The following is a 25,445-nucleotide window of genomic DNA, read 5'->3' as shown; positions in this document are numbered from 1 at the left end:
CATGCGTATCTTCGACCCGCACATCCATATGACGTCCCGCACCACCGACGACTACGAGGCCATGTACGCGGCGGGCGTGCGCGCGGTCGTCGAGCCCGCCTTCTGGCTGGGCCAGCCCCGTACCTCGCCCGAGAGCTTCTTCGACTACTTCGACGCGCTGCTCGGCTGGGAGCCGTTCCGGGCCGCCCAGTACGGCATAGCCCACCACTGCACGATCGCCCTCAACCCCAAGGAGGCGAACGACCCGCGCTGTACGCCCGTCATCGACGAACTGCCGCGCTATCTCGTCAAGGACGGGGTCGTCGCGGTCGGCGAGATCGGCTACGACTCGATGACGCCCGCCGAGGACACCGCGCTCGCGGCCCAGCTCCAGCTCGCCGCCGAGCACGGTCTGCCCGCCATGGTCCACACCCCGCACCGCGACAAGCTCACCGGTCTGCGCCGCACGATCGACGTCGTACGCGAGTCGGCGCTCGCCACCGACCGGGTGCTGCTCGACCACCTGAACGAGACGACGGTGCGCGAGGCCAAGGACAGCGGCGCCTGGCTCGGCTTCTCGGTCTACCCGGACACCAAGATGGACGAGGACCGGATGGTCGCGATCCTCGACGAGTACGGCCCGGAGAAGGTGCTGGTCAACTCGGCGGCGGACTGGGGCAAGAGCGATCCGCTCAAGACCCGCAAGGTCGCCGACGCCATGCTGAAGGCCGGGTTCGACGAGGACGCGGTGGACCTGGTGCTGTGGCGCAACCCCGTCGCGTTCTACGGGCTCAGCGGCCGCCTCGACCTCTCGGTGACCGCGCCGGAGGCCCTGCACGAGGGCAACTCCATTCTGCGCGGCGGAGAGTGACCTGATGCGTCTGCGCCACCCCGACGGCTCCACGGTCCACCTCGCGTACTGCACCAACGTCCACCCCGCCGAAACCCTCGACGGCGTCCTCGCCCAGCTGCGCGACCACTGCGAGCCGGTCCGCCGACGCCTGGGCACCGACCGGCTCGGCATCGGCCTGTGGCTGGCCCGGAGCGCGGCCGAGGAGCTGAGCGCCGATCCGGCCGCCCTGCGCGGGCTGCGCTCCGAACTCGAAGGGCGCGGCCTGGAGGTCGTCACCCTCAACGGCTTCCCGTACGACGGATTCGGCGCCGAGGAGGTCAAGTACCGCGTCTACAAGCCGGACTGGACCGATCCGGAACGCCTGGAGCACACCGCCGACCTCGCCAAGCTGCTCGCCGCGCTGCTCCCCGACGACGTCACCGAAGGCACCATCTCCACCCTGCCGCTCGCCTGGCGCACCGGCTTCGATGCGGCGGCGGCCGAGACGGCGCACTCCGCACTCCGCACGCTGGCGGTGCGCCTCGACGCGCTGGAGGAGGAGACCGGCAAATCGATCCGGATCGGCCTGGAGCCGGAGCCGGGCTGCACGGTGGAGACCACCGCCGACGCCATCGCGCCGCTCACCGCGATCGGCTCGCCGCGCATCGGGATCTGCGTGGACACCTGCCACCTCGCCACCTCCTTCGAGGACCCGGCGACCGCGCTGGAGGCGCTGCACACGGCCGGGATCACGATCCCGAAGGTCCAGCTGTCGGCCGCGCTGCACGCCGAGGACCCGAGCAGGCCCGAAGTGCGGTCCGCGCTCGCCGAGTTCGCCGAGCCGCGCTTCCTGCACCAGACCCGTACGAGGAACGGCGCCGATCTGCTCGGCACCGACGACCTCGACGAGGCGCTGACCGGCAACGCCCTGCCGGACACCGCGCCTTGGCGCGCCCACTTCCATGTACCGCTGCACGCGACGCCCGAGGCGCCGCTGACCTCCACCCTGCCGGTGCTGCGCGAGACCCTGGACGGTCTGGTCGGCGGACCCGTCGCGCACACGCACCACCTGGAGGTCGAGACGTACACCTGGCAGGCTCTGCCCGCCGGGCTGCGTCCGCGCGACCGGGACCAGCTCGCCGACGGCATCGCCGCCGAACTCTCCCTCGCCCGGGACCTGTTGACCGACCTCGGCCTCAAGGAACTGTCATGACGGACGACCGCACCCCGACCCCCTTGCTGGTCCTGGACGTCGTCGGGCTGACCCCCCGGCTGCTCGACCACATGCCCCGCCTCAGGCAGCTCGCGCGGTCCGGCTCGAAGGCGCAGCTCGGCACGGTGCTGCCCGCCGTGACCTGCGCGGCCCAGTCCACGTTCCTGACCGGCACGCTCCCCGCCGAGCACGGCATCGTCGGCAACGGGTGGTACTTCCGCGACCTCGGCGAGGTCCTGCTGTGGCGCCAGCACAACGGCCTGGTCGAGGGCGACAAGCTGTGGGACGCGGCCCGCCGCGCGCACCCCGGCTACACGGTCGCCAACATCTGCTGGTGGTACGCGATGGGCGCGGACACCGACTTCACGGTCACTCCGCGTCCGGTCTACTACGCGGACGGCCGCAAGGAACCCGACTGCTACACCCGCCCCCCGGCCCTCCACGACGAACTGCACGAGAAGTTCGGCACGTTCCCGCTCTTCAACTTCTGGGGACCGACCGCCGACATCGTGTCCTCCCAGTGGATCGTCGACGCGACCCGCCACATCCTGGCGACCCGCAACCCGGACCTCGCGCTCTGCTATCTCCCGCACCTGGACTACGACCTCCAGCGGTACGGGCCCGACGACCCGCGCTCGTACCAGGCGGCCCGGGACCTGGACGCGGCGATGGCACCGCTCCTGGACGACGCCGAGGCCGCGGGCCGCACCGTGGTCGCCCTCTCCGAGTACGGGATCACCAAGGTCAGCCGCCCGGTCGACATCAACCGGGCGCTGCGCCGCGCGGGGCTCCTCGAAGTCCACACCCAGGACGGCATGGAGTATCTGGACCCGATGGCCTCGCGGGCGTTCGCGGTCGCCGACCATCAGCTCGCGCACATCTACGTACGTAAATCCCAGGACCTGGAGGCGACCCGGGAAGCCCTCGCGGACCTGCCGGGCATCGACCGACTCCTGGACGACGACGGCAAGAAGAGCTTCGGCCTGGACCACCCGCGCGCGGGCGAACTGGTCGCCATCGCGGAGCCGGACGCCTGGTTCACGTACTACTACTGGCTCGACGACGATCGCGCCCCCGACTTCGCGCAGCTCGTCGAGATCCACCGCAAGCCCGGATACGACCCGGTCGAGTTGTTCATGGACCCGCTCGATCCGTATGTGAAGGTGAAGGCCGCCAAGGCGCTGGCCCGCAAGAAGCTCGGGATGCGCTACCGGATGGCGGTGGTGCCGCTCGACCCCTCGCCGATCCGCGGCAGCCACGGCCGCCTGCCCGACGACCCGCAGGACGGGCCGGTGCTGCTGTGCTCGACACCGGACGCGGTCGGGGACGCGGTGGAGGCGACGGAGGTGAAGGGGCTGTTGCTGGGCCTTGCGGGCCTGGCGTAGTACTCGGTTCGTACATGCAGAAGCTCCTGGCGGAATCGTTCCGCCAGGAGCTTCTGTGCAGGGGGTGAAGCGCTGGATCAGATGGGGCGGGCCTCGACGATCGAGACGCCCGCGGCCGTCTGCACGATGCGGTCGAGCTGGAAGCCGGTCGCGCGCAGGATCTCCGAGTACTGGCGCTCCGTACGCTCCTTGCCGCCGACCAGGATCATCAGCCACAGGTCGACCAGCTTGGCCGGGTGCGGCTTGTTGCCCTCCGGAGGAACGAATTCCATGACAAGAAGGCGGCCGTCGGGGCTGATTGCCTCACGCGTGTTCTTGAGGATCTCAAGAGCCTTCGGTTCGGGCCATTCATGCAGAATGTGCTTGAGCATGTAGGCGTCCGCGCCGGCGGGCAGCGGACCGAAGAGATCGCCCTTGTCGATCGTGACCCGGTCGACCACGCCCTCTTCGGTGAGAAACGCGTCGGCGCCGAGCTCGTCCGCACGCGAATCGAAGAGGATTCCCTGCGCGGTGGGCGTCTTCTTGAGGATCGCCGACAGCAGACCGCCACGGCCGCCGAAGACGTCCACCAGCGTCTTGTACTTGGAGAAGTCGTACGCCGCGAGAATGGGCTCGGTCTCCATATCCGAGAGCGTGCCCATGCCGTTGAGGAAGATCTCGGCGAATTCCGGGTTCTGGCCCAGATACTCGTACGCGTGCATGCCGCGGTTCTTCTCAAGGCTCGGCTGTCCCGTGCGCACCGTGTGGATGAGCGCGCCCCAGTCCTCCCAGCTCGCGGGGTGACCGGTCAAGAGCGCCATGTCGCGCATCGAGTTCGGCGTGCCGGTGCGCAGCGCGTCGGCCATCGGGGTCAGCTTGAAGCGCCCGTCGCTCTCCTCGCTGAATATCCGGTAACTGGCCAGCGCGCGCAGCAGCCGGTGCACGGCGTCCGGGTCGGCCTCGATCCGCCGGGCGATCTCGTCCGAGGTCAGCGGGCCGTCGGCGAGCTGGTCGGCGATCTTCAGCTCGGCCGCCACGTAGATCGCCTGGGACACCCAGGCGCCCTGGGCGAGTTCGAGCACGGCGACCGGCGCGGGCACCAACAACTGGGCGAGCCGTTGCACCCGCGCGCGCACACCTTCGACGATGCGGACGACTCGGGCGGGCGGAATGGGGGGCATGCGTATCCTCCATGGGCGGTTGCGCAGCGGTATCAAGAGTCTTAATTACCGGGGATACCGGAAACTATGGGCGTCGCCCGGCAGACTCTAGAGCCGTACATCGGCGCGGAACAACCACTCGACACGCGCAATCCGGCCCCGAGTTGGCCGATTGTGCACGGAAGATCCGCCACGGGATCCGACGCGAGATCCGCCCCAGATCAGCACCAGTGAATTCCGAGTGCGAATCAAGTGTTCAACTGCGGAGGCGCCGCAGTCGGCCACCCACTTACAAGTGGCCTATAAGTACGGGACGGTTGAGGTAGAAGCGTCTATCGTGGCGCCCGGTTGAGACGGCTCCCAATGACGGGGGCTCGCCATGATGAGGGAGAGACATGTCGAGAATACGCAGGTCTTGGAGTGGGGCCTTCGTGGCGGCGGCGGCCGTGGGGACCTTGACGGCCACGCTGGTCCCGGGCCCCGCACAGGCCTCGCCGAAGGAGGCGAAGGCCACTGCTGCTACTGCCAACATCGAGGTTATTGCGAGCAAGCTCAACAACCCGCGCGGTATATCCGTGCAGGACGACGGCACGATCCTGGTCGCCGAGTCCGGAGTGGGCAAGCCGGGCTGCGCGCCCGGCACCAAGTGCGTCGGCCTGACCGGTTCGATCTACCGCGTCAAGGGCTCGGAGCAGGGCCGCGTCGTCACCGGCCTGCCGTCCTCGGCGGTCGCCCCGACCAAGCCGTACGAGCCGATCTCGGCCGCCGGCCCCAACGACGTCGAGGCCAGCGGCTCGGGCTACCTCGTGCTCAACGGCTTCGGCGGCGGCACGGACGACCGTGACAAGCTCGGCAAGGACGCTGCCAAGCTCGGCACGCTCCAGACCGCGAGCGGCTGGGTCGTCGGCGACCTGGCGAAGCACGAGACGCTGCTCGACCCCGACTGGATCCTCGGCCACGCGCCGAACCCGGAAGAGGCGTCGATCCACAGCAACCCGTGGCGCTTCGCGCGCAACGGCCGGGGCTTCCTGGTGGCCGACGCGGGCGGCAACGACCTGGTCGGCATCGGCTTCGGCGGCAAGACCACCACCGAGGCGATCTTCCCCGACAACGAGATCCCGGCGCCGGGCGGTGCCGCCGCGGCTCCGTCGGCCAAGGAGAAGAAGGCCCTCAACTCGCTCGTCCCGCAGACCACGAAGATCGCGGCCGACGGCACGGTCAAGGTCCAGTCGGTGCCCAGCGGCATCCTCAAGGGCCAGGACGGTGCCTTCTACGTCGCCGACATGGGCGGTCTGCGTCCGGGTGGCTCGCGCATCTGGCGGATCGTGCCGGGCCACCGCGCCGAGGTCTTCGCCAGCGGCCTGACCGCCGTCAGCGACCTGGCGCAGGACAGCGACGGCAACCTGATCGCCCTGACGCTCACCGGCGGCTTCCAGCAGCAGGGCCCGCCGCTGCCGGGCAAGCTGAACCGGATCGACATCAAGACCAAGGCGGTCACCGAGATCCCGACCGACGGCAAGCTGTCGATGGCCACCGGCCTGGCGGTCGGCCCGGACGACGAGATCTACGTGACCAACAACTCGGTCGGCACCGAGGGTCAGCTGATCAAGATCACCGAGTAGTACGGGTGTGGTGACGGGCCGGTCTGCGGGTCGGATCGGCGCGTGACATGCGGCCCCGCCAGGCTCTTGAGCCCGGCGGGGCCGCTTCGTCGTGCCTCCGGAAGATCGCCTGGAAAATTCTTTTTCTCCTCCGGTCACACTCTCCCGCCGGGACCCGTCAGACGGGTGACGCGGGATCCCGACCGATGGGATCGAGCCAGCGTCACCGCTGAAAGATCGCATAGATCTCTGAAGGAGAGCAGTCATGGAAGCACGGATGCAGAACCCGGCGATGGTCCTCCCCGACGCGATGCAGGCCATCCAGGGTCTGTACAAGGCCACGTACGCGGGTGGCGTCCCGGCGGGCCTGCTCGCCCTGAGCCACCTGCGCGCGAGCCAGATCAATGGCTGCAGCCCCTGTGTGGAGTCGGCGTCCGGCCAGGCGCGCAAGGCGGGCGAGAGCGACGAGAAGATCTTCTCCGTCGGCGCCTGGCGCGAGACCCCCTTCTACACCGACTCCGAGCGCGCGGCCCTCGCCCTCACCGAGCACGTCACGCGCCTGGCCGACCGCGAGGACCCGGTTCCGGACGCGGTGTGGAACGAGGCCACCAAGCACTTCAACGAGCAGGAACTCGCTGCCCTGGTGCTGCACATCGCGGTCAGCAACCTGTTCAACCGCCTGAACGCCACGACGAAGCAGCAGGCCGGGCAGAAGTGGTAGGTGCGGCTCGCGCCTGACTGCCGGTCGGACCGGGCGGGCGGCGCGGCCGTCGCGACGACACGCGAGGGCCGCGCCGTGACCGGGACGACTCGGTGCGCCGGGCGACGGCTGCCACCTCAGTATGCCGGGCAGGGGCGTGGCTTGTTCTGGCCTGTGGACAACGTTTTCCACAGGGGTGGTGGCGGGTGCCCGGAGACGGGACCGTCGAGACATGAACAAGCACCACGAATCTCATGAACTGCCCGACTCCCACGGATCCCGGGGACTGCCCGACGACGACTCGCAGATCACGCTGCGCGACCCGGCCGATCTCGCGGACGCGCTGCCGTATTTGATGGGCTTCCACCCGACGGACTCCGTCGTGATGGTCGCCCTCCATGGTCGCCGGGGCCGCTTCGGCGGGCGGCTCCGGCTCGGCATCCCGCGTTCGCCCGGGGAATGGCCGCATGCCGCGGAGCAACTGGCCGAGTGCCTGGTCACCGGAAGCGAGCGGCGCGGGCCGCGCCCGGACGGGATCATCGTGTTCCTCTGCCAGGACCCGGACCCGGTCGGGGATATGACGGGCAGTCACGTCATGGAAAAGCTGAGGCCGTTGGCGCAACAGCTGCGTACGGCCTGCGGCGCCCTGGACGTACCGGTCCTGGAGGCGCTGTGCATCTCGGACGGGCGGTACTGGTCGTACTGCTGCCCGGACGCGCGCTGCTGCCCGCCCGAGGGCAGGGCGCTGGCCCTGCCCGGTACGTCGGCGCTGGCGGCGGCCGCGACCTACGCCGGGCTCCAAGTGCGCGGAACGTTACGGGAGATGGAGGCGCGGCTCACTCCGTGGCCGCGCCCGGCGGCGGCCGCCGAGCAGGAACGGGTGCTCGCGGCGACCGAGGAGCGGCTGGTGCCCCGCATCCTGGACGAGGAGGAGCGGGCGCGGGTCGGACACGAGACGCTGGACCTGGCGGGCCTGTTGATGCGGCGCCTGTCCGGCGCACCCCCGGCGTCGGGCCGCTCCGACGGGGACGCGCTCGACGACGGCCTGATCGCCCACGACGAGGCGGCGGCACTGGTCCTCGGCCTCCAGGACCGCACCACACGGGACCGCGCGGCGGAGTGGATGGAGGGCCCGGACGCGGCCCCGGCCCTGCGCCTGTGGCGCGCCCTGTCCCGCCGCTGCGTCGGCCGCTATACGGAACACGCGGCGGCGCCCCTGACCCTGGCGGGCTGGGTGGCCTGGTCGACCGGCGACGAGCCCGCCGCCCGGGTGGCCCTGGGCCTGGCCCTGCGCGTCGACCCCGGCTGCCAGTTCGCCCAACTCCTCCACCAGGCCTGCAACGAGGGCCTGGACCCGGAGGCCCTGCGGAAGTGTTTGCGGGAGGAGCGGGCGGAGCGAGAACGGGCGGAACGGGAGGCGTGCGAGGGGCGGGACGTGTGCGAGGAGCGGGCGGCCCGGGACGAGCGTGAGGAGTGGGCCGAACTGGAACGGCGGGGGCCGGGGCAACCCGTGACCTCGCCTCATCGGCCGAAGCCCCGCCGGAAGGCGCCGCTCAACCGGAAGGAAACCGCGAACCGGCCTGCGGGGCCCGACGGGGGCACGCAGGGTGCCCGGCCCGCCCCGCGCGGGATCCGGCGTGCGGGCAAGGTGGGCCGGCGTGACGGGACCGGCCGATGAAACCGGGTCCATGCCACGGCGTGTCGCTCCGTGACCCGCGTACGGCCCGCCGCGTTCACCGGTGGGACGGCGCACCAGGGCCGTCCGCTCGACGGACGGATGTGGCCCGAGTGCCCGGAAGGCAGCGTATGGCGTTCAAAGTCCCGCCCCGGGCCCCCGCCCCGGGCGGCCCGGTGTCCACGGCGCCGGGACCGGCGCGACGGCAGGTGCCCGCGCCCGGCCTCCCCGACGCCCGGCGGATCGGCGGCGGTCCCGGCGGTGGCCCCGGCCACGGCGAACTTCCGCCGGTGCACTCGGCCCTGATCTCGGTCGCCCTGCCCGGCCTGGTCGTCTCGGCCGAGCACGGCCAGCTCACCGGGCACGGCCTGGAGGGCTTCTACCAGAACGGCCGACGGCTGCTGGCGCGCTGCCAGTTGAAGGTGGCCGGGCGCGAGCCGATCGCGCTCCAGGGCCGACCGATATCGGCCGACCGCGCCCGCTTCAGCGCCGTGGTCCGCACCCCCTCCGACAGCGGCCCCGACCCCGAGATCGCCATCGAACGGGTGCGCCGGGCCGACGGCAGCGAGCGGATCACCCTGCGCAGCGCGTCGCCCCGCCCGCTGCGGCTGCCCGTGGAGATCGCGCTCGGCACCGACCTCGCCGAGCTGGGCGCGGTCGCGGCGGGCCGGGCCGGGCCCGAACTGCCGGGCAGCGTCCATGACTCGGGGATGCGCTGGACGGGCCCCGGCGCGCACGCGGTGGTGAGCGCCCAGCCGCCCCCGGCCGACGCGCTGGCCTCGGCGGGCGTGCTGCGCTGGGACGTGGAGCTGCCCCCGGGCGGCTCGTACACGATCGAGCTGCACATCCGAAGCGACCGCGCGGACCGCCCGGTCAGGTCGCCGGGCCAGGCCGCGGGCCAAGCGCTGCCGCTCGCCGAGGCGGAGGGCGACGACCCCAGGGTCGCGCCGCTGTTCCAGAGCGGCCTCGACGACCTGCGGGCGCTCCTGGTGCGCGACCCGGCGCACCCGGCGGATGTGTACGCGGCGGCGGGAGTGCCCTGGCGCACCGGACCGGCCCCGGCGGAGGCGTTGTGGGCCGCGCGGATGGCGCTGCCGCTGACCACCCGGCTCGCGGCGGCGACCCTGCGCGCGGTGGCTCGTACACAACTGCCGGACACAGGGCGGGAGTTGGGCCCGCTGCCCGGTCCGGTCCGGGACGCGGGGCCGCATCTGCCGCCCAGCTGCACCGGGGTGGAGGCGACCCTGGCGTTTCCCGTGGTGCTCGCGGAGGCGCGGCGCTGGGGGCTGCCCGAGTCCGACGTGGCGGAGCTGCTGCCGGTGGCGGAGCGCTGTCTGCGCTGGCTGCGTACCAGCGCGGGCGGTGGATATCTGGTCGAGCCGGGCCCGGCGGTGGGTCTGGTGCGCGCCGAGACCCAGGCCCACGCGCACCGCGCCGCCGTACTGGGGGCGGAGCTGCTGCGCGAGTGCGGCCGCCCGGGGGCCCAGGAGTGCGCCGGGTGGGCGGCGGCGCTGCGGGAGCGGTTCCGGGAGGAGTTCTGGATCGAGGACCTCGCGGGCGGGCGCCCGGCCGCCGCCCGTACCGCCGACGGCCGCCTGGTCCCGCCGCTCGGCGCGGGCGCCGCCCACCTCCTGGACACCGGCCTCCTCGGCGCGGGCCGGCTCGCACCCGGGCTGCTCGACAAGGTGCAGACGGAACAGCTGGCGAGACTGCTCGGCAGCCCGGTCATGGACTCGGGGTGGGGCCTGCGCGGGCTCGGCGCCAAGGAACCGGGGTACAACCCGTTCGGCCACCGGGCGGGCGCGGTGCGGGTGTATGACACGGCCGTCGCGGTCACGGGCCTGGCGGCCGCGGGGTACGAGAAGGAGGCGAGCGCGCTGCTGCGCGGGGTCCTGGACGCGGCCGAGACGTTCGGCTACCGCCTTCCCGAGATGTACGCGGGGGAGCAGCGCACCGCCGACAGCGCCCCGCTGCCGCACCCGGCCGCCTGCCGCCCGGCTGCGGTGGCGGCGGCCTCGGTGGTCCAGTTGCTCACCGCGCTCGCCGGGATCCGCCCGGACGCCCCGGCGGGCACGGTCGCGCTGGCTCCCGTGCGATCCGCCCCGCTCGGCGCGGTGCGGCTTTCGGGGCTGAGCGTGGCGGGGGAGCCCTTCGCCGTACGGGTCAGCAGGCTCGGCGTCGGCATGGTCGAGCAGGCCGCCGCCCGGCTGCAGTTGGGAGGCTGAACGCAGTGCTGAGTGAATCCGGTGCCGAGGCCGAGGAGGACGTCCTGGTGAGCGACGCGGCGGACGACGGCAGGACCTTCGCGCGAGGCGTCATGGGTGGGAGGCGTGGGATGACCGGTGAAGGCGTTACGGCCAGAGGCGTCCGAGGGCGTGTTTATCGTCAAGGAGACGACTATGATCGCTTCATGTCTCCCTACGACCCGTCGGCCTTCCCGCCCTTCGCCGTGACCGTCGACCTGGTCGTGCTCACCGTGCGCCGCCATGCGCTGTGCGCGCTGGTCGTGCGCCGGGGTGAGCCGCCGTTCCAGGGGCGGTGGGCGCTGCCCGGCGGATTCGTCCGGGGCGATGAGGATCTGTCGGCTGCGGCGGCCCGCGAGCTGAGCGAGGAGACCGGGCTGTGCGCCCAGGACCCGGCGGGCCCGGCTCCGGCGCCGGGCAACGGCGCCCACCTGGAGCAGCTGGCCACGTATGGAGATCCCCGGCGCGACCCCCGCATGCGGGTGGTCAGCGTGGCGCACCTGGCGCTCGCACCCGATCTGCCGGCCCCCCGCGCGGGCGGCGACGCGCACAGCGCCCGCTGGGCACCGGTGGAGGACCTGCTGAGCCAGGACGGCGGCTTCGGCCGCGAGGACGAACAGCCCGCGCCGCTCGCCTTCGACCACGCCCAGATCCTCGCGGACGGCGTGGAGCGGGCCCGGTCCAAGATCGAGTACTCGTCGCTGGCCACGGCGTTCTGCCCCGCCGAGTTCACCGTGGGGGAGCTGCGCCGGGTGTACGAGGCGGTGTGGGGCGTGGCCCTCGACCCGCGCAACTTCCACCGCAAGGTGACCGGCACGCCGGGCTTCCTGGTGCCGGCGGGCGGCACCACCACCCGCCAGGGCGGCCGCCCGGCCCAGCTCTTCCGCGCGGGCGGAGCGACGCTCCTGAACCCGCCGATGCTGCGGCCGGAGGTCTGAGCCGGGCTCTGCGGGCGGGGGGCGGGGCAGCCCGGTTCGTGGTGCTGCCGGGACCGGCGGGGGCGGGATAGCGCGGGCTTCGTGCTGCTGCCGCCGGGCCGGACGGACGCCGCTGAGCGTGCGGTGGGTGCACCCGGCGTGCTGACACCCGCTCACCACGGTCCCGTTTGCATGAAAAGTCTGAAATGTCGCGTTATGTTACTCCGGTACCCGCCCTCCCGCCGTGCCGTCGAGCGGTCTCACCCCCGCGAGAGAAGCGATGCTCCAGGCCATCGGACTCACCAGTGCCCCCCGCCGCGACCGTCCGCCCGAGGTGGACGACCTGACCTTCGAGGCCCTGCCGGGCCGGATCACCGCCCTGCTCGGCGCCCCCGGCTCGGGCAAGACGATGGCCCTGCGCCTGATGCTGGAGCTCGAACCCGGCCGGGGCGTCACCTACTTCCGGGGCCGACCCCTGCACCGGGTCGCCCACCCGGCCCGCGAGGTCGGCACCCTGCTCGGCGATGTGCCGGGCCACCCGGCCCGTACGGTCCGGGGCCAGCTGCGCCTCATGTGCGCGGTCGCCGGGGTCCCGGTGACCAGGGCCGAGGAAATGCTGCACGTCGTCGGCCTCGACGGCCTCGGCGACCAACGCCTTGGCACCCTCTCGCTCGGCATGGACCGCAGACTCGGGCTCGCCGCGGCCCTCCTCGGCGACCCGCACACCCTCGTCCTCGACGAGCCCGCCGAGGACCTTTCGCCGCGCGACAACAGCTGGCTGTACGGACTGCTGCGCGGCCACGCCGACCACGGCGGCACTGTGCTGTGCACCTTCTCCGACCCCAAGGAGGCGGCCCGGGTGGCCGACCGCGTGGTCACCGTCGACGGTGGCCGCCTGGTCGCGGACCAGGACGCCGTCGCCTTCGCCCGCACCCGGCTGCGCCCGCGCGTGGCCGTCGCCACCCCGCACGCGGCCCGCCTCGGCGCCCTCGTCAGCCGCGAGGCCAGGGCCGCCCGCCGCTCGGTCGAGGTGGTCGCCGAGGACGGCGCCCATCTGTCCGTCTACGGCACCACCTGCGCCGAGGTGGGCGAGACGGCCTTCCGCAACGGCGTCCTCGTCCACCGCCTGACCGAGGAGTTCGGCGAAACGAACCCGCCCCCACCACCGGCGCCCCGCCCGGCAGAGCCCCCGAGCCCGCCGGGCGAAGCGACCAGCGCCCTCCCCGTGACAGATACGCTCAACGGTTACAGCGCACCCACGAACCTCCCGGCACCGCCAAGCACTTCGCGCCCCCACATCACCCCCACCCGCCCCCGCACCCCCCTGCGTCCGCTCCGCTATGAACTCCGCCGACTCCTCGGCGTCCGCACCACGTATCTGCTGGGCGCCGCCGTGCTCGTCGGGTCGGTCGTGCTCGCAGTACTGCTCGGGCGCGGCGGGCGCACCCCGCTGCCGCACCTGGCCGCCGCCTGGCCCGGGCTGCTGCCGCTGCCACCGGCGGCGTTCGGTGCGGGCGTCCTCGGCGCGCTCGCCTTCGGCGAGGAGTACCGCTACCCCGCGCTCGCCGCCGACCGCGGCACCGTGCCGCGCAGACTCGGGCTGCTGCTCGCCAAGCTCGCCGTGTCGGCCGCCGCCGCGCTGCTGCTCGCCGCGCTCACGGTCGTACTGGACGGGCAGGCCCTGCGGCTGGTGTACGGGCACGACTTGGCGCGGATCCCACCGGACTGGCCGACGCTCGCGGCGAGTTGGGCCGGGCTGACCGTCGGCTGCGCCTGGGCGGGGCTGCTCGCGGCCGGCATCTTCCGGGCCACCACGGCCGGGCTCGCGGCCGTCCTGGCGGTGCCCGTACTCGTCGTACCGCTCGTACAGAAGGCGTTGTCGAGTCCGCACGCGCGCTCGGTCGCCGGGTTGCCCGCGCGGCTGCGGGAGGTGGCCTGGCTGCGCTGGCCGCACGAGCTGGACGGCTGGCTCACGACCGCGCTGCACCTGCTCGCCAGGCCCCAGGGCGCGGCGCTCGCGCTGTCGCTGGCGGTACTGCTCTGCGCCTATGTGTTCACCGGCCTTCGCGGCAGGGCCCGTTGGTGACCGCGCTGCGACCCCGGCGCACGGGCCCGGCCACAACTCCCCTGGGAATGCCCGCTTCTTTCCGATAAAGCGTCAATTGCGAGGGGTCCGGAGATCACCCTTTCGTGTGCTTTTCACCAAAGACCTCAAGGGCCGTGGGAGTCCCGCCGACAAAGGATGCGTGAGTACCCTTGCGCACACCATGATGACCACCGCCCGCGCCGCCGACAACGGCCTCGCAGGACCGGGCGAACTCGACCGCTACCCCTACGCGGAGGCGCGCGGCGCCGACCGCGTGGCCCTCCCCGCGTGGGACGGGCCCGAGGCCGACCTCGGCCGGGTGGGCCGCCGCGCGGCGGGCAGCCGCGGCAGAGGGCTGCACGGCCAACTCGTCCAGCAGCTCGGCCAGATGATCGTCTCCGGCGATCTCGGCGCCGACCGCCCGCTGGTCCCCGAGGAGATCGGCCAGCGCTTCGAGGTCTCCCGGACCGTCGTCCGCGAGTCGCTGCGCGTCCTGGAGGCCAAGGGCCTGGTCAGCGCCCGCCCCAACGTCGGCACCCGGGTCCGCCCGGTCAGCGACTGGAACCTGCTGGACCCCGACATCATCGAGTGGCGGGCCTTCGGGCCGCAGCGCGACGACCAGCGCCGCGAGCTCAGCGAGCTGCGCTGGACGATCGAGCCGCTGGCCGCCCGGCTCGCGGCGGGCCACGGCCGGGACGACATCCAGCAGCGCCTCGGCGACATGGTGGAGATCATGGGCCACTCGCTCGGCCAGGGCGATGTGATCACCTTCTCGCGGGCCGACGCCGAGTTCCACTCCCTGCTGATCCAGGCCGCGGGCAACCGCATGCTGGAGCACCTCTCCGGCATCGTCGGCGCCGCCCTCCAGGTCTCCGGAGGCCCGGTCACCGGCTGTGACCGCCCCTCCGAGGTCGCGCTCACCCACCACGCCCGGATCGTGGACGCGCTGGCGGGCGCCGACGGCGTGGCGGCGGAGACGGCCATGCGGCAGCTGCTCACCGTCCACCCAGAGGTGGAGCGCGTCGTCCCCGCCCCGCGCGAGCACTGACGGCGCGGAGCGTGGGCGGGGTATGGGTTCGCACCACCAGGTCCCGTACCGCCGTGAAGGAAGGAAGCGCGTGTCGCCGGGCCTCGGGGGGTCCGGCGACGCGATTGCGGGCACTTTGTCCCTATGTGGTCTGCTATGTCGCGAATGAGGTGTGACTCGGGCCACGTAGATTGGGCGTAACACTCTTCGAAACCGTGCGATGACCTAAGAGGTAACAGCCGAGGAAGGAATACAGCGACCGCTCGCGGCGCTGTGCAGCTCCGAGGTTCAGCCCGCGCCGTCGGCACAATCCCCAGCCGACGGTCGTCGGCTCCGGCCCGATCATGGGCGGGGCCGGAAGCCGTTTTCCATCGTTCCGAGAGGTTGTTCGTGTCGGCCAGCACATCCCGTACGCTCCCGCCGGAGATCGCCGAGTCAGAGTCTGTGATGGCGCTCATCGAGCGGGGAAAGGCTGATGGGCAGATCGCCGGCGATGACGTGCGTCGGGCCTTCGAAGCCGACCAGATTCCGCCAACCCAGTGGAAGAATGTTCTGCGCAGCCTCAACCAGATCCTCGAGGAAGAGGGTGTGACGCTGATGGTCAGTGCCGCGGAATCTCCCAAGCGCACCCGGAAGAGCGTCGCAGCGAAGAGCCCGGCGAAGCGCACCGCCACCAAGACTGTCGCGGCCAAGACGACCGTGACGAAGACTGTCGCGGCCACCGCCGCCCCGGCGACCGAGACCGTGGACGTATCGGCCGACGACGCCGACGCGCCCCGCAAGGCCGCCGCCAAGAAGACGGTCGCGAAGAAGACCGTCGCCAAGAAGGCCGTGGCCAAGAAGACGGCCGCGAAGAAGACCGCCGGCAAGAAGGGCGACGAAGAGGCCCTTGAGGGCGAGGAGCTCCTTGAGGACGTCGCGCCCGGCAAGGGTGAGGAAGAGGAGGCCGAGGGCGAGAACAAGGGCTTCGTCCTCTCCGACGACGACGAGGACGACGCTCCCGCTCAGCAGGTCGCCGTCGCCGGTGCCACCGCCGACCCGGTCAAGGACTACCTGAAGCAGATCGGCAAGGTCCCGCTGCTCAACGCCGAGCAGGAGGTCGAGCTCGCCAAGCGCATCGAGGCCGGCCTGTTCGCCGAGGACAAGCTGTCGGCCGCCGACAAGCTCGCCCCCAAGCTCAAGCGCGAGCTGGAGATCATCGCCGAGGACGGCCGCCGCGCCAAGAACCACCTGCTGGAGGCCAACCTCCGTCTGGTGGTCTCGCTGGCCAAGCGCTACACCGGCCGCGGCATGCTCTTCCTGGACCTGATCCAGGAGGGCAACCTCGGTCTGATCCGCGCGGTCGAGAAGTTCGACTACACCAAGGGCTACAAGTTCTCCACGTACGCCACCTGGTGGATCCGTCAGGCGATCACCCGCGCCATGGCCGACCAGGCCCGCACCATCCGTATCCCGGTGCACATGGTCGAGGTCATCAACAAGCTCGCGCGCGTGCAGCGCCAGATGCTCCAGGACCTGGGCCGTGAGCCCACCCCGGAGGAGCTGGCCAAGGAACTCGACATGACCCCGGAGAAGGTCATCGAGGTCCAGAAGTACGGCCGCGAGCCCATCTCGCTGCACACCCCCCTGGGTGAGGACGGCGACAGCGAGTTCGGTGACCTCATCGAGGACTCCGAGGCCGTCGTGCCGGCCGACGCGGTGAGCTTCACGCTCCTCCAGGAGCAGCTGCACTCGGTCCTGGACACCCTGTCCGAGCGTGAGGCGGGTGTGGTCTCCATGCGCTTCGGTCTCACCGACGGTCAGCCGAAGACGCTGGACGAGATCGGCAAGGTCTACGGAGTGACGCGTGAGCGCATCCGTCAGATCGAGTCGAAGACCATGTCGAAGCTGCGCCACCCGTCGCGTTCGCAGGTGCTGCGCGACTACCTCGACTAGGTCGTACGCCGCGTATCTCTGCGCCACTGGGGCCCGGTTCCGTCAGGAGCCGGGCCCTCGCGCGTGTCTGAGCGGGTGCGGGGCGTCATCAGCTCGTTGACTCTGAGGTATGCCCGTCTCACCCGGAGTCAGGAGAGCGTATGCGACGTCCCACCGCCCGAGCGCTGCGAGGAGCGCTGGCCCTGACGGCGGCCGCGACCGCCGTGCCACTGGCCGCGCCCGCCCCGGCGGCCGCCGACAGCATCGTCATCGGGGGCATGCCCGTACGCGTCGAGGACAGCCCGTACGTCGTCGCGCTCTCCAGCCGTGACCGGTTCGGACGTACGCGCGCGGGCCAGTTCTGCGGGGGAGCGGTGGTGACGCCCACGAAAGTGGTCACCGCCGCGCACTGCCTCAGCCGGGAGGTGCTCGGCGCGAACGGGGTGCGGGACCTCAAGGTGATCGCGGGCCGCACCCAGCTGCGGGGCAAGGGCGGCAAGGAGCTCACCGTGCGGGACACCTGGGTCAACCCGAAGTACGACCCGGTCACCAACGCCGGTGACCTGGCGGTGCTCACGCTGGCCGCCGCGCTGCCCGAGTCGTACGTGATCGGGCTCGCCGGACCGGGCGACGGGGCGTACGCGGTGGGCACGCCGGCCACCGTCTACGGCTGGGGGGACACCTCGGGCCGGGGCAGTTATGCCTCCGGGCTGCGGGCGGCCCGGGTCCAGGTGCTTGCTGACGGGGTCTGTGCGCGCGCCTACCCGGGGAACTCGGAGGGCGAGTACCAGGAGGCCACCATGCTCTGCGCAGGCGATCCAGCGGGCGGCCACGACGCCTGCCAGGGCGACAGCGGAGGGCCGTTGATCTCCCGGGGGCGGCTCATCGGGCTCGTGTCCTGGGGCAGCGGCTGCGGCGAGGCCGAGAGCCCCGGCGTCTACACCCGGATCTCGGCGTTCACGCCCTCGTCCCGCAACGCGGCGCCCCTGTAGTCGGCGTGCGGGCATGAGAACGGGCGGCCGCCCCCGCACGCGGGGGCGGCCGCCCGTCGCCGGTCCTGGACCGGCCCTGGCTCGTCGTCAGTGCGAGGTTCAGCGATCCTCTTCACCTGCGGATTCGGGCACCGCCGTGAGGCGGTCCGTCTCGTCCTGTATCTCAGCGGCGATCTTCTTCAGTTCCGGCTCGAACTTGCGTCCGTGGTGAGCACAGAAGAGCAGTTCGCCGCCGCTGGTCAGAAGGACGCGCAGGTATGCCTGTGCGCCGCAGCGGTCGCAACGGTCGGCGGCCGTCAGGGGGCTCGCGGGGGTCAGAACAGTAGTCACGTCGCCTCTTCTCTAGCTCGACGAGCTGTCGTACCAGGGTCAACATCCAACCAGGCCGAAAACGTTCCCGCTCGTGCCTTTTCCTCGAAACTTCTTGGTCAAGGTGGCTGTCTGCTGCCGGTTGGCGGCGAATGAGCCGTATTGCGTTGCTCTACGGTTTCGCGTTGCTTGTCTCGTTTGGCCCTCCCGGCGGGGTTGCCGGTTGTTCATGAGGACGTGCCCGGAGCCTAAATGGTTCATGCCTGGATGGGAACGTGATATCCGCATCACTCCAACGAGGGATCGAACACGTATACGACCCTGGACTAGCATGAGTAAACGCGAGGGTGGCGTGACAACGGCTCTACCAGGCCTCGGTACCCTCTGACCGGCGACCGACGCCGGCCCCCTGCTCATCGGGGGCGAAGTGAAATTCAGCGAGGAGCGAACTGCGTGACCGCCGAGACGTCCGTTCCGTCCACTGCGCTGCTGTCCGGCGCCGACCGGGACGGCTCCAACTACACCGCGCGGCACCTGCTCGTCCTTGAAGGCCTCGAAGCGGTCCGCAAGCGCCCCGGTATGTACATCGGCTCGACCGACAGCCGCGGCCTGATGCACTGCCTCTGGGAGATCATCGACAACTCCGTCGACGAGGCCCTGGGCGGGTTCTGCGACTTCATCGAGGTGATCCTGCACGACGACGGCTCGGTCGAGGTGCGGGACAACGGCCGGGGCATCCCGGTCGACGTCGAGCCCAAGACCGGCCTTTCCGGCGTCGAGGTCGTCATGACCAAGCTGCACGCCGGCGGCAAGTTCGGCGGCGGCTCCTACGCCGCCTCCGGCGGTCTGCACGGCGTGGGCGCGTCCGTAGTGAACGCGCTCTCGGCCCGCCTCGACGTCGAGGTCGACCGCAACAGTGCGACGCACTCGATCAGCTTCCGCCGCGGCACCCCGGGCATGTTCACCGAGCAGGGCCCCGACGCGCCCTTCGACCCCTCCAGCGGCCTCCTCAAGGGCAAGCGGGTGCCCAAGACGCGCACGGGCACGCGCATCCGCTACTGGGCCGACCGCCAGATCTTCCTCAAGGACGCCAAGCTCTCCCTGGACACGCTGCACCAGCGCGCGCGTCAGACCGCCTTCCTGGTGCCCGGCCTGACCATCGTCGTACGCGACGAGCGCGGCCTGGACGGCGAGGGCAAGACGGAAGAGACGTTCCGCTTCGACGGCGGGATCAGCGAGTTCTGCGAGTACCTGGCCCAGGACAAGGGCGTCTGCGACGTGCTGCGGCTGACCGGCCAGGGCACCTTCAAGGAGACCGTCCCGGTCCTCGACGAGCGCGGCCACATGACCCCCACCGAGGTCACCCGCGAGCTGGTCGTCGACGTCGCGCTGCGCTGGGGCACGGGCTACGACACCAACCTGAAGTCGTTCGTGAACATCATCGCCACCCCCAAGGGCGGCACCCATGTCACCGGCTTCGAGCGCTCGGTCACCAAGACCGTCAACGAGGTGCTGCGCTCCGCGAAGCTGCTGCGCGTCGCCGAGGACGACGTCGTCAAGGACGACGCCCTGGAGGGCCTCACCGCGGTGGTGACCGTGCGGCTCGCCGAGCCGCAGTTCGAGGGCCAGACCAAGGAGGTCCTCGGCACCTCGGCGGCCAACCGGATCGTCGCCAATGTCATCGCCAAGGAGCTCAAGGAGTTCCTGACCTCCACCAAGCGCGACGCCAAGGCGCAGGCGCGCGCGGTGCTCGACAAGATCGTGGCCGCCGCCCGGACCCGGATCGCGGCCCGCCAGCACAAGGAGGCCCAGCGGCGGAAGACCGCCCTGGAGTCCTCCTCGCTGCCGGCCAAGCTCGCCGACTGCCGCAGCGACGACGTGGAGCGCAGCGAGCTCTTCATCGTCGAGGGCGACTCGGCGCTGGGTACCGCCAAGCTCGCCCGGAACTCGGAGTTCCAGGCGCTGCTGCCGATCCGCGGCAAGATCCTCAACGTTCAGAAGGCGTCCGTCTCGGACATGCTGAAGAACGCCGAGTGCGGCGCGATCATCCAGGTCATAGGAGCCGGCTCGGGCCGCACCTTCGACATCGACGCCGCGCGGTACGGCAAGATCGTGCTGCTCGTCGACGCCGACGTCGACGGCGCGCACATCCGCATCCTGCTGCTGACCCTCTTCCAGCGCTATATGCGCCCGATGGTCGAGGCGGGCCGGGTCTTCGCGGCCGTGCCGCCGCTGCACCGCATCGAGCTGGTCCAGCCCAAGAAGGGCCAGGACAAGTACGTGTACACGTACTCGGACAACGAGCTGCGCCAGACGCTTCTGGAGTTCCAGCGCAAGGGCATCCGGTACAAGGACGCCATCCAGCGTTACAAGGGCCTCGGCGAGATGGACGCGGACCAGCTGGCGGAGACCACGATGGACCCGCGGTTCCGCACCCTGCGCCGGATCAACATCGGCGACCTGGAGGCCTCGGAGCAGGTCTTCGACCTGCTGATGGGCAACGAGGTGGCGCCGCGCAAGGAGTTCATCACCAGCTCGGCGGCGACGCTGGACCGGTCGCGGATCGACGCGTAGTCGCCCCGTCCGGGCGAAGGGTCGGGTGTCCGCCCGACCCGCTGACCGTGGGTTGTCCACCCGTGGGTGGAGCCGCTGGCTCCACCCACGTTCAACCCCAGCTCCGATGTGTCTGACCAGGCCGTTTCCGTAACTTCGATGGCGTAGGAACTTCCTCGCAGTCGTCGTTGTGGAGGCCCGGATGTCCGCGCTCGTGAGTGTGCTGGTGGCGGTGGCCGTCGTCGTGCTGATCGTCTCGCGTCAGGTGCGGCCCCAGCGGTTGGCGGACGCCAAGCGCTGGTGGCTCGTCCCGGCGGTGCTGGTGTACCTGTCGATACGGGAGAAGGGCCTGGTCGACCCGGACCACCACGCCCTGTCGGTGATGCTGCTCGGCGCCGAGTTGCTCACTGGGCTGCTGATGGGCGCGGCCTGGGCCTGGACCACCAAGGTGTGGACCGAGCCGGACGGCTCGGTGTGGAGCAAGGGGACCAGGGCGACCGCGCTCGTCTGGGTCGTGGGCATAGCCGTCCGGGTGGGGCTCGCCGGCCTCGGCGCCCTGGCCGGGATCCATATGGGCATGGGCGCGCTGCTGCTCGGTCTCGCGGCCGCGATCCTGGTCCGCAGCGGCATCCTGGTATGGCGGGCCCGGTCCGTGCGCGCGTCGTACGGTGTTGCCGACGACAGCATGGCCACCCCGCTGTGGAAGGACCGTGTGTGACCCGGGACGTCTGGTTCGCCTGGCCCTCGCGGGAAGCGCTCACCCACGAGGGCCTGAGCCGTGTGCGGCGCGGCATCGCCTGGACCGTGCGCGCGGTGCTGCTCGGCGCGCTGCTGTGGACGGCGGTCAACGAGCGGGGTCCGCACGGCTGGTCCTGGGTCGCCGGGGTCGCCATCGTCGCGGCGACCGTGGCGCTGGCCCGCGGCTTCTGGCACCAGACGCTCGCGCACCGGCTGTGGCCCTCGCTCGCTCTGCTGGCGTCGCTGATGACGGTGGCGGTGGTGGCCCAGCAGACCGGCTGGCACATCGTCGCGATCATCGTGTGGTGCGGCACCGCCGTCTCCGCGCTCGAACGGCTCCCGCTCGGCGCCGCCGTGCCCTGCACGATGGTGGCGCTCGGGGCGTACGCGGTGGTGAACACCGACAGCTGGATGCCCACCGCGATCAGTACCGCCGGGCTCGGGCTCGCCGGGTATGTGCTGCGGCTCGACGCCGAGGCGCGCGGCAACGCGCAGCGGCTGCTCGCCCAGGAACGGGCCGCGCGGGCCGCCGAGTCGGAGTCCGCCGCGCTCGCCGAGCGGGCCAGGATCGCCCGGGAGATCCACGACGTGCTGGCGCACAGCCTCTCCGCGCAGCTGGTGCATCTGGAGGCGGCCCGGCTGATGATCGAGCGCGAGCCCGCCGGGGAGTTCAGGGACCGGATCCTGGAGCGGGTGGTGGCGGCGCGGTCGATGGCGCGGGACGGGCTGGCCGAGACCCGGCAGGCGCTCTCGGCGCTGCGCGGCGAGATGACCCCGGTCGAGGACTATCTGCGCACGCTCGTCGAAGGCGGCGGCCCCGTCGGGCCGGCGGGCGTCGAGGTGTCGGGGGAGCGGCGGCCGATCGCGGCGGAGGCGTCACAGGCGGTGCGGCGGGTGGCGCAGGAGGCCCTGACGAACGTACGCAAGCACGCGCCGGGTGCCACCGTCGCGATGCGGCTCGAATACCTGCCGGACGAAGTGGCGCTGGAGGTGCGGGACTTCGGCGGCGGGGTGGCGGATGAGCTGGCAGTCAGTGGTTCCGGATACGGTCTGCTGGGGATGAGGGAGCGCGCCGAACTGCTCGGCGGGACTCTGGAGGCGGGACCGGACGAGGAGGGCTTCGTGGTGCGGCTGAGGGTGCCGGCATGACCGGCGTCGGGGGCGGTGCGACCGGCGGTGGCGTCGGAGTGGGGGACGGGCACGCGGGGGCTCGGGCGATACGGGTGGTCGTGGCGGACGACCAGTCGGTGGTGCGCGAGGGGATCGTGATGCTGCTCGGGCTGCTGCCCGGCGTCGAGGTGGTCGGCGCGGCCAAGGACGGGGAGGAGGCGGTGGCGCTGGTGGCCGAACTGGCCCCGGACGTGGTCCTGATGGACCTGCGGATGCCGCGCTGCGACGGGGCGGAGGCGACCCGCCGTATCCGCTCGCAGTACCCGGGAACGCAGGTCGTGATCCTGACGACCTACGCGGACGACGACTCGCTCTTCCCGGCGCTGCAGGCCGGGGCGCGCGGATATCTCACCAAGGACGCGGGCGGCGACGAGATCGTCAAGGCCATACAGGACGTGCTGGCCGGGCAGGCCGGGCTCGCGCCCTCGGTGCAGCGGCGGTTGCTCGAAAGGGTGACGTCGCCGCCGCCCGCGCCCTCTTTGGTGGTGCTGCCGGACGGGCTCACCGGACGCGAGGGCGAAGTGCTCGGCCTGGTCGCCGAGGGCCTGTCCAACCCCGAGATCTCCCGGGCGCTGCACATCTCGACCGCGACCGTGAAGACCCACATCAACAACATCTTCGCCAAGACGGGGGCCAGGGACCGGGCGCAGGCCGTGCGGTACGCGTACCAGCACGGCCTCGCGCAGCCGCCGGGTTCCGCCATCACCTAGCTTTCGCCATCACCTAATGGGGTGAAGAGGGGGCGTTGAAGAGTGCGGGGGCGTCCCCTCTGCCCATCCTTGGGCACGCGGCCGAACAGGGCCGTGGACAAGGAGAGTTGTTCGGTGGACAGACAGGAAGGGCACGAACCGGCGGCGGCGCGGATCGACGACCCCTGGTACGACGCGCTCGCCTCCGGGTGGGGCGAGCTGGACGGCACGACGGCGCCGGCGCCCGTCCCGCAGCAACAGCAGGCCGCCGACGCGGAGCACGTCCGCAGCGCCGCCGACATCTATCTGGAGGTGCAGCGCAGCGCCGCCTTCCAGGAGGTGCGCGGCCGCTACCGCCGCTTCGTCGTCCCGGCCGCGTTCGCCTTCCTCGCCTGGTACGTCGCGTACGTCGTCGCGGCCACCACCGCACCGGACTTGATGGCGCGTCAGGTGTTCGGGGCGGTCAATGTCGCGATGCTCGCCGGGCTCGGGCAGTTCCTCTCCACCTTCCTGCTGACCTGGGCGTATGCCCGGCATGCCCGGCTGCGCCGGGACCGGGCGGCGCTTGAGCTGCGCTGGACCGTGTTCGAGCAGAAGCGGGAGCAGGACATGACCGGGGGGATCGCCAGGTGAGCGTCGGCAGGGACCATCAGGCGCTGGCGCTACTGCTGTTCAGCGCGTTCGTCGCGGCGACGCTCGCGATCACCACCTGGGTGAGCCGGGACCGGCACGGCTCGGCGGAGGAGTTCTACGCGGGCGGGCGGCTGTTCTCCCCCATGGAGAACGGTTTCGCCATCGCGGGCGACTATATGTCGGCCGCCTCCTTCCTCGGTATCTCCGGGCTCATCGCCCTCTTCGGCTACGACGGGATGCTCTACTCCGTCGGTTTCCTGGTGGCGTGGCTGGTGGTGCTGCTGCTCGTGGCCGAACTGGTGCGCAACTGCGGGCGGTTCACGCTCGCCGACGTGGTCGCGGCCCGGATGCGCGAGCGCCCGGTGCGGATCGCGGCGGGAACTTCTTCGGTGACCGTGTCCGTTCTGTATCTGGTGGCGCAGATGGTCGGCGCGGGCAGCCTGGTGGCGCTGCTGCTCGGCGGGGCCAGCTCGGCCGCCCGCTCGTGGACCGTCATCGGCGTGGGCGCGCTGATGGTGATCTATGTGTCGCTGGGTGGGATGCGGGCCACCACCTGGATCCAGATCGTGAAGGCCGTCCTGCTCATGGCCGGTGCGATCACGCTGACCGTGCTGGTGCTGATGCGCTTCCACGGGAACATCAACCTGCTGCTCAACACGGCGGCCGAACGGAGCGGCCATGGAAAGGAGTTCCTCTCCCCGGGGCTGAGATACGGCGGCGGCTGGACCGCGCGGCTCGACTTCATCAGCCTGGGCCTCGCGCTGGTCCTGGGTACGGCGGGGCTGCCGCACATCCTGTCCCGTTTCTACACGGTGCCCACCGCGCGGGCCGCCCGGCGTTCGGTGGTCTGGGCGATCGGACTCATCGGCGGCTTCTATCTGATGACCATCGTGCTCGGCTTCGGCGCCGCCGCCGTGGTCGGCCCCGCCGAGGTCAAGTCGGCGAACGCCGCCGGGAACACGGCTGTTCCGCTGCTCGCGCTCAATCTGGGCGGCGGTGCGGCTTCCACAGGCGGAACGGTTCTCTTCGCGGTCGTGGCCGCCGTCGCCTTCGCCACCATCCTGGCCGTCGTCGCCGGTATCACCCTCGCCTCCTCCGCCTCCGTCGCCCATGACCTGTACGCGTCGCTGCGGCGTCGGCACGCCAAGCAGCGCAGCGAGGTCGCGGTGGCCCGGGTCGCCGCCGTCGGGATCGGGGCCGTCGCCATCGCGCTCGGGCTGCTCGCCCGGGACCTGAACGTGGCGTTCCTGGTCGGTCTGGCCTTCGCGGTGGCCGCCTCGGCCAATCTGCCGGTGCTGCTCTACTCGCTGTTCTGGCGGAACTTCACCACCCGGGGCGCGGTGTGGTCGGTGTACGGCGGACTGGTTCCGGCCCTTGTCCTGGTGGTGCTCTCGCCGGTGGTCTCCGGTGGGCCGCACGCGCTCTTCCCGGGGATGGACTTCCAGTTCTTCCCGCTGGAGAACCCCGGCCTCGTCTCCATCCCGCTGGGCTTCCTCGCGGGCTGGCTGGGCACTTTGACCTCGCACGAGCCCGCGGACGCGGCCCGCCACGCGGAGACGGAGGTGCGGTCGCTGACGGGGGCGGGGGCCGTGTAGCCGTACGCAGGATCGATCCTCCTGGGCCGGGCCCGCTCGTCCTGCCCGGCCAGGG

The 25,445-nt window shown here is 71.6% G+C and carries 20 protein-coding genes; 18 read left to right on the top strand and 2 right to left on the bottom strand.

Features of this window, described 5'->3' with window-relative positions:
* Window position 1 precedes the first annotated feature (1 nt).
* The 3 genes from BG418_RS20900 to BG418_RS20890 are packed head-to-tail and all read left to right on the top strand — an operon-like array spanning window position 2 to window position 3,409.
* On the top strand, window positions 2-850 hold the full coding sequence (locus tag BG418_RS20900) for a TatD family hydrolase (RefSeq protein WP_188275462.1): 849 nt from the start codon (window positions 2-4) through the stop codon (window positions 848-850).
* Window positions 851-854: 4 nt separating this feature from the next.
* Window positions 855-2,024, top strand: a complete 1,170-nt coding sequence (eboE, locus tag BG418_RS20895) for a metabolite traffic protein EboE (RefSeq protein ID WP_188275461.1) — start codon at window positions 855-857, stop codon at window positions 2,022-2,024.
* Window positions 2,021-3,409 carry a nucleotide pyrophosphatase/phosphodiesterase family protein gene (locus tag BG418_RS20890; protein WP_188275460.1) on the top strand — a complete coding sequence of 463 codons (1,389 nt, stop codon included), beginning with the start codon at window positions 2,021-2,023 and terminating at the stop codon, window positions 3,407-3,409. Before eboE ends, BG418_RS20890 begins: the two co-directional genes overlap by 4 nt.
* 77 nt (window positions 3,410-3,486) lie before the next feature.
* Here BG418_RS20890 and BG418_RS20885 read toward each other — a convergent pair whose 3' ends face one another.
* Window positions 3,487-4,569, bottom strand: a complete 1,083-nt coding sequence (locus tag BG418_RS20885) for a methyltransferase (protein ID WP_188275459.1) — start codon at window positions 4,567-4,569, stop codon at window positions 3,487-3,489.
* A 374-nt stretch (window positions 4,570-4,943) separates the two neighbouring features.
* Between BG418_RS20885 and BG418_RS20880 the strand changes: the two genes are divergently transcribed.
* The 9 genes from BG418_RS20880 (at window position 4,944) to BG418_RS20840 (ending at window position 17,703) form a co-directional block, all read left to right on the top strand.
* Window positions 4,944-6,170: a ScyD/ScyE family protein gene (locus BG418_RS20880; protein WP_188275458.1), complete on the top strand. Its 1,227-nt coding sequence runs from the start codon at window positions 4,944-4,946 to the stop codon at window positions 6,168-6,170.
* 244 nt (window positions 6,171-6,414) lie between these two features.
* Window positions 6,415-6,870: a carboxymuconolactone decarboxylase family protein gene (locus tag BG418_RS20875; protein ID WP_188275457.1), complete on the top strand. Its 456-nt coding sequence runs from the start codon at window positions 6,415-6,417 to the stop codon at window positions 6,868-6,870.
* 211 nt (window positions 6,871-7,081) lie between these two features.
* Window positions 7,082-8,527, top strand: coding sequence for a DUF4192 domain-containing protein (locus BG418_RS20870; protein ID WP_188275456.1), 1,446 nt, complete (start codon window positions 7,082-7,084; stop codon window positions 8,525-8,527).
* A gap of 128 nt (window positions 8,528-8,655) precedes the next feature.
* Window positions 8,656-10,749, top strand: coding sequence for a glycogen debranching N-terminal domain-containing protein (locus tag BG418_RS20865; protein ID WP_188275455.1), 2,094 nt, complete (start codon window positions 8,656-8,658; stop codon window positions 10,747-10,749).
* A 185-nt stretch (window positions 10,750-10,934) separates the two neighbouring features.
* Window positions 10,935-11,705 (top strand): NUDIX domain-containing protein, encoded by a 771-nt coding sequence (locus BG418_RS20860; protein WP_188275454.1) that lies wholly within the window; start codon window positions 10,935-10,937, stop codon window positions 11,703-11,705.
* 259 nt (window positions 11,706-11,964) lie between these two features.
* The gene (locus tag BG418_RS20855; RefSeq protein WP_188275453.1) at window positions 11,965-13,770 is read left to right on the top strand and encodes an ATP-binding cassette domain-containing protein; all 1,806 of its coding nucleotides are present in this window, start codon (window positions 11,965-11,967) and stop codon (window positions 13,768-13,770) included.
* A 160-nt stretch (window positions 13,771-13,930) separates the two neighbouring features.
* Window positions 13,931-14,818 (top strand): FadR/GntR family transcriptional regulator, encoded by an 888-nt coding sequence (locus BG418_RS20850; protein ID WP_188275452.1) that lies wholly within the window; start codon window positions 13,931-13,933, stop codon window positions 14,816-14,818.
* A 369-nt stretch (window positions 14,819-15,187) separates the two neighbouring features.
* Complete coding sequence (locus BG418_RS20845) at window positions 15,188-16,732, top strand: RNA polymerase sigma factor (RefSeq protein WP_188275451.1); 1,545 nt, start codon at window positions 15,188-15,190, stop codon at window positions 16,730-16,732.
* Window positions 16,733-16,872: 140 nt separating this feature from the next.
* Window positions 16,873-17,703 (top strand): serine protease, encoded by an 831-nt coding sequence (locus BG418_RS20840; RefSeq protein ID WP_188275450.1) that lies wholly within the window; start codon window positions 16,873-16,875, stop codon window positions 17,701-17,703.
* A 99-nt stretch (window positions 17,704-17,802) separates the two neighbouring features.
* Here the strand turns inward: BG418_RS20840 and BG418_RS20835 are convergent, their stop codons facing one another.
* The gene (locus BG418_RS20835) at window positions 17,803-18,033 is read right to left on the bottom strand and encodes a hypothetical protein (protein ID WP_067165114.1); all 231 of its coding nucleotides are present in this window, start codon (window positions 18,031-18,033) and stop codon (window positions 17,803-17,805) included.
* Window positions 18,034-18,465: 432 nt separating this feature from the next.
* Here BG418_RS20835 and BG418_RS20830 point away from each other — a divergent pair, with 432 nt between their 5' ends.
* The 6 genes from BG418_RS20830 to BG418_RS20805 all read left to right on the top strand — a co-directional run bounded on the left by BG418_RS20830 (window position 18,466) and on the right by BG418_RS20805 (window position 25,390).
* Window positions 18,466-20,586 (top strand): type IIA DNA topoisomerase subunit B, encoded by a 2,121-nt coding sequence (locus tag BG418_RS20830; protein ID WP_188275449.1) that lies wholly within the window; start codon window positions 18,466-18,468, stop codon window positions 20,584-20,586.
* Between the two features lie 181 nt (window positions 20,587-20,767).
* Entirely contained in the window at window positions 20,768-21,283 is a 516-nt protein-coding gene (locus BG418_RS20825) for a CcdC protein domain-containing protein (RefSeq protein ID WP_188275448.1), read from the top strand.
* Window positions 21,280-22,452, top strand: a complete 1,173-nt coding sequence (locus BG418_RS20820) for a histidine kinase (protein ID WP_188275447.1) — start codon at window positions 21,280-21,282, stop codon at window positions 22,450-22,452. The genes BG418_RS20825 and BG418_RS20820 overlap by 4 nt, the downstream gene beginning before the upstream one ends.
* Window positions 22,449-23,183, top strand: a complete 735-nt coding sequence (locus BG418_RS20815) for a response regulator transcription factor (RefSeq protein ID WP_188275446.1) — start codon at window positions 22,449-22,451, stop codon at window positions 23,181-23,183. The genes BG418_RS20820 and BG418_RS20815 overlap by 4 nt, the downstream gene beginning before the upstream one ends.
* A gap of 114 nt (window positions 23,184-23,297) precedes the next feature.
* Window positions 23,298-23,795 carry a DUF485 domain-containing protein gene (locus BG418_RS20810; RefSeq protein WP_317453708.1) on the top strand — a complete coding sequence of 166 codons (498 nt, stop codon included), beginning with the start codon at window positions 23,298-23,300 and terminating at the stop codon, window positions 23,793-23,795.
* Window positions 23,792-25,390: a cation acetate symporter gene (locus BG418_RS20805; protein ID WP_188275444.1), complete on the top strand. Its 1,599-nt coding sequence runs from the start codon at window positions 23,792-23,794 to the stop codon at window positions 25,388-25,390. Before BG418_RS20810 ends, BG418_RS20805 begins: the two co-directional genes overlap by 4 nt.
* Window positions 25,391-25,445: the final 55 nt, after the last annotated feature.

The sequence above is a fragment of the Streptomyces sp. CBMA152 genome, assembly GCF_014596475.1.
Taxonomy (GTDB): Bacteria; Actinomycetota; Actinomycetes; order Streptomycetales; family Streptomycetaceae; genus Streptomyces.
This window is presented reverse-complemented; position numbering and strand designations above follow the sequence as displayed.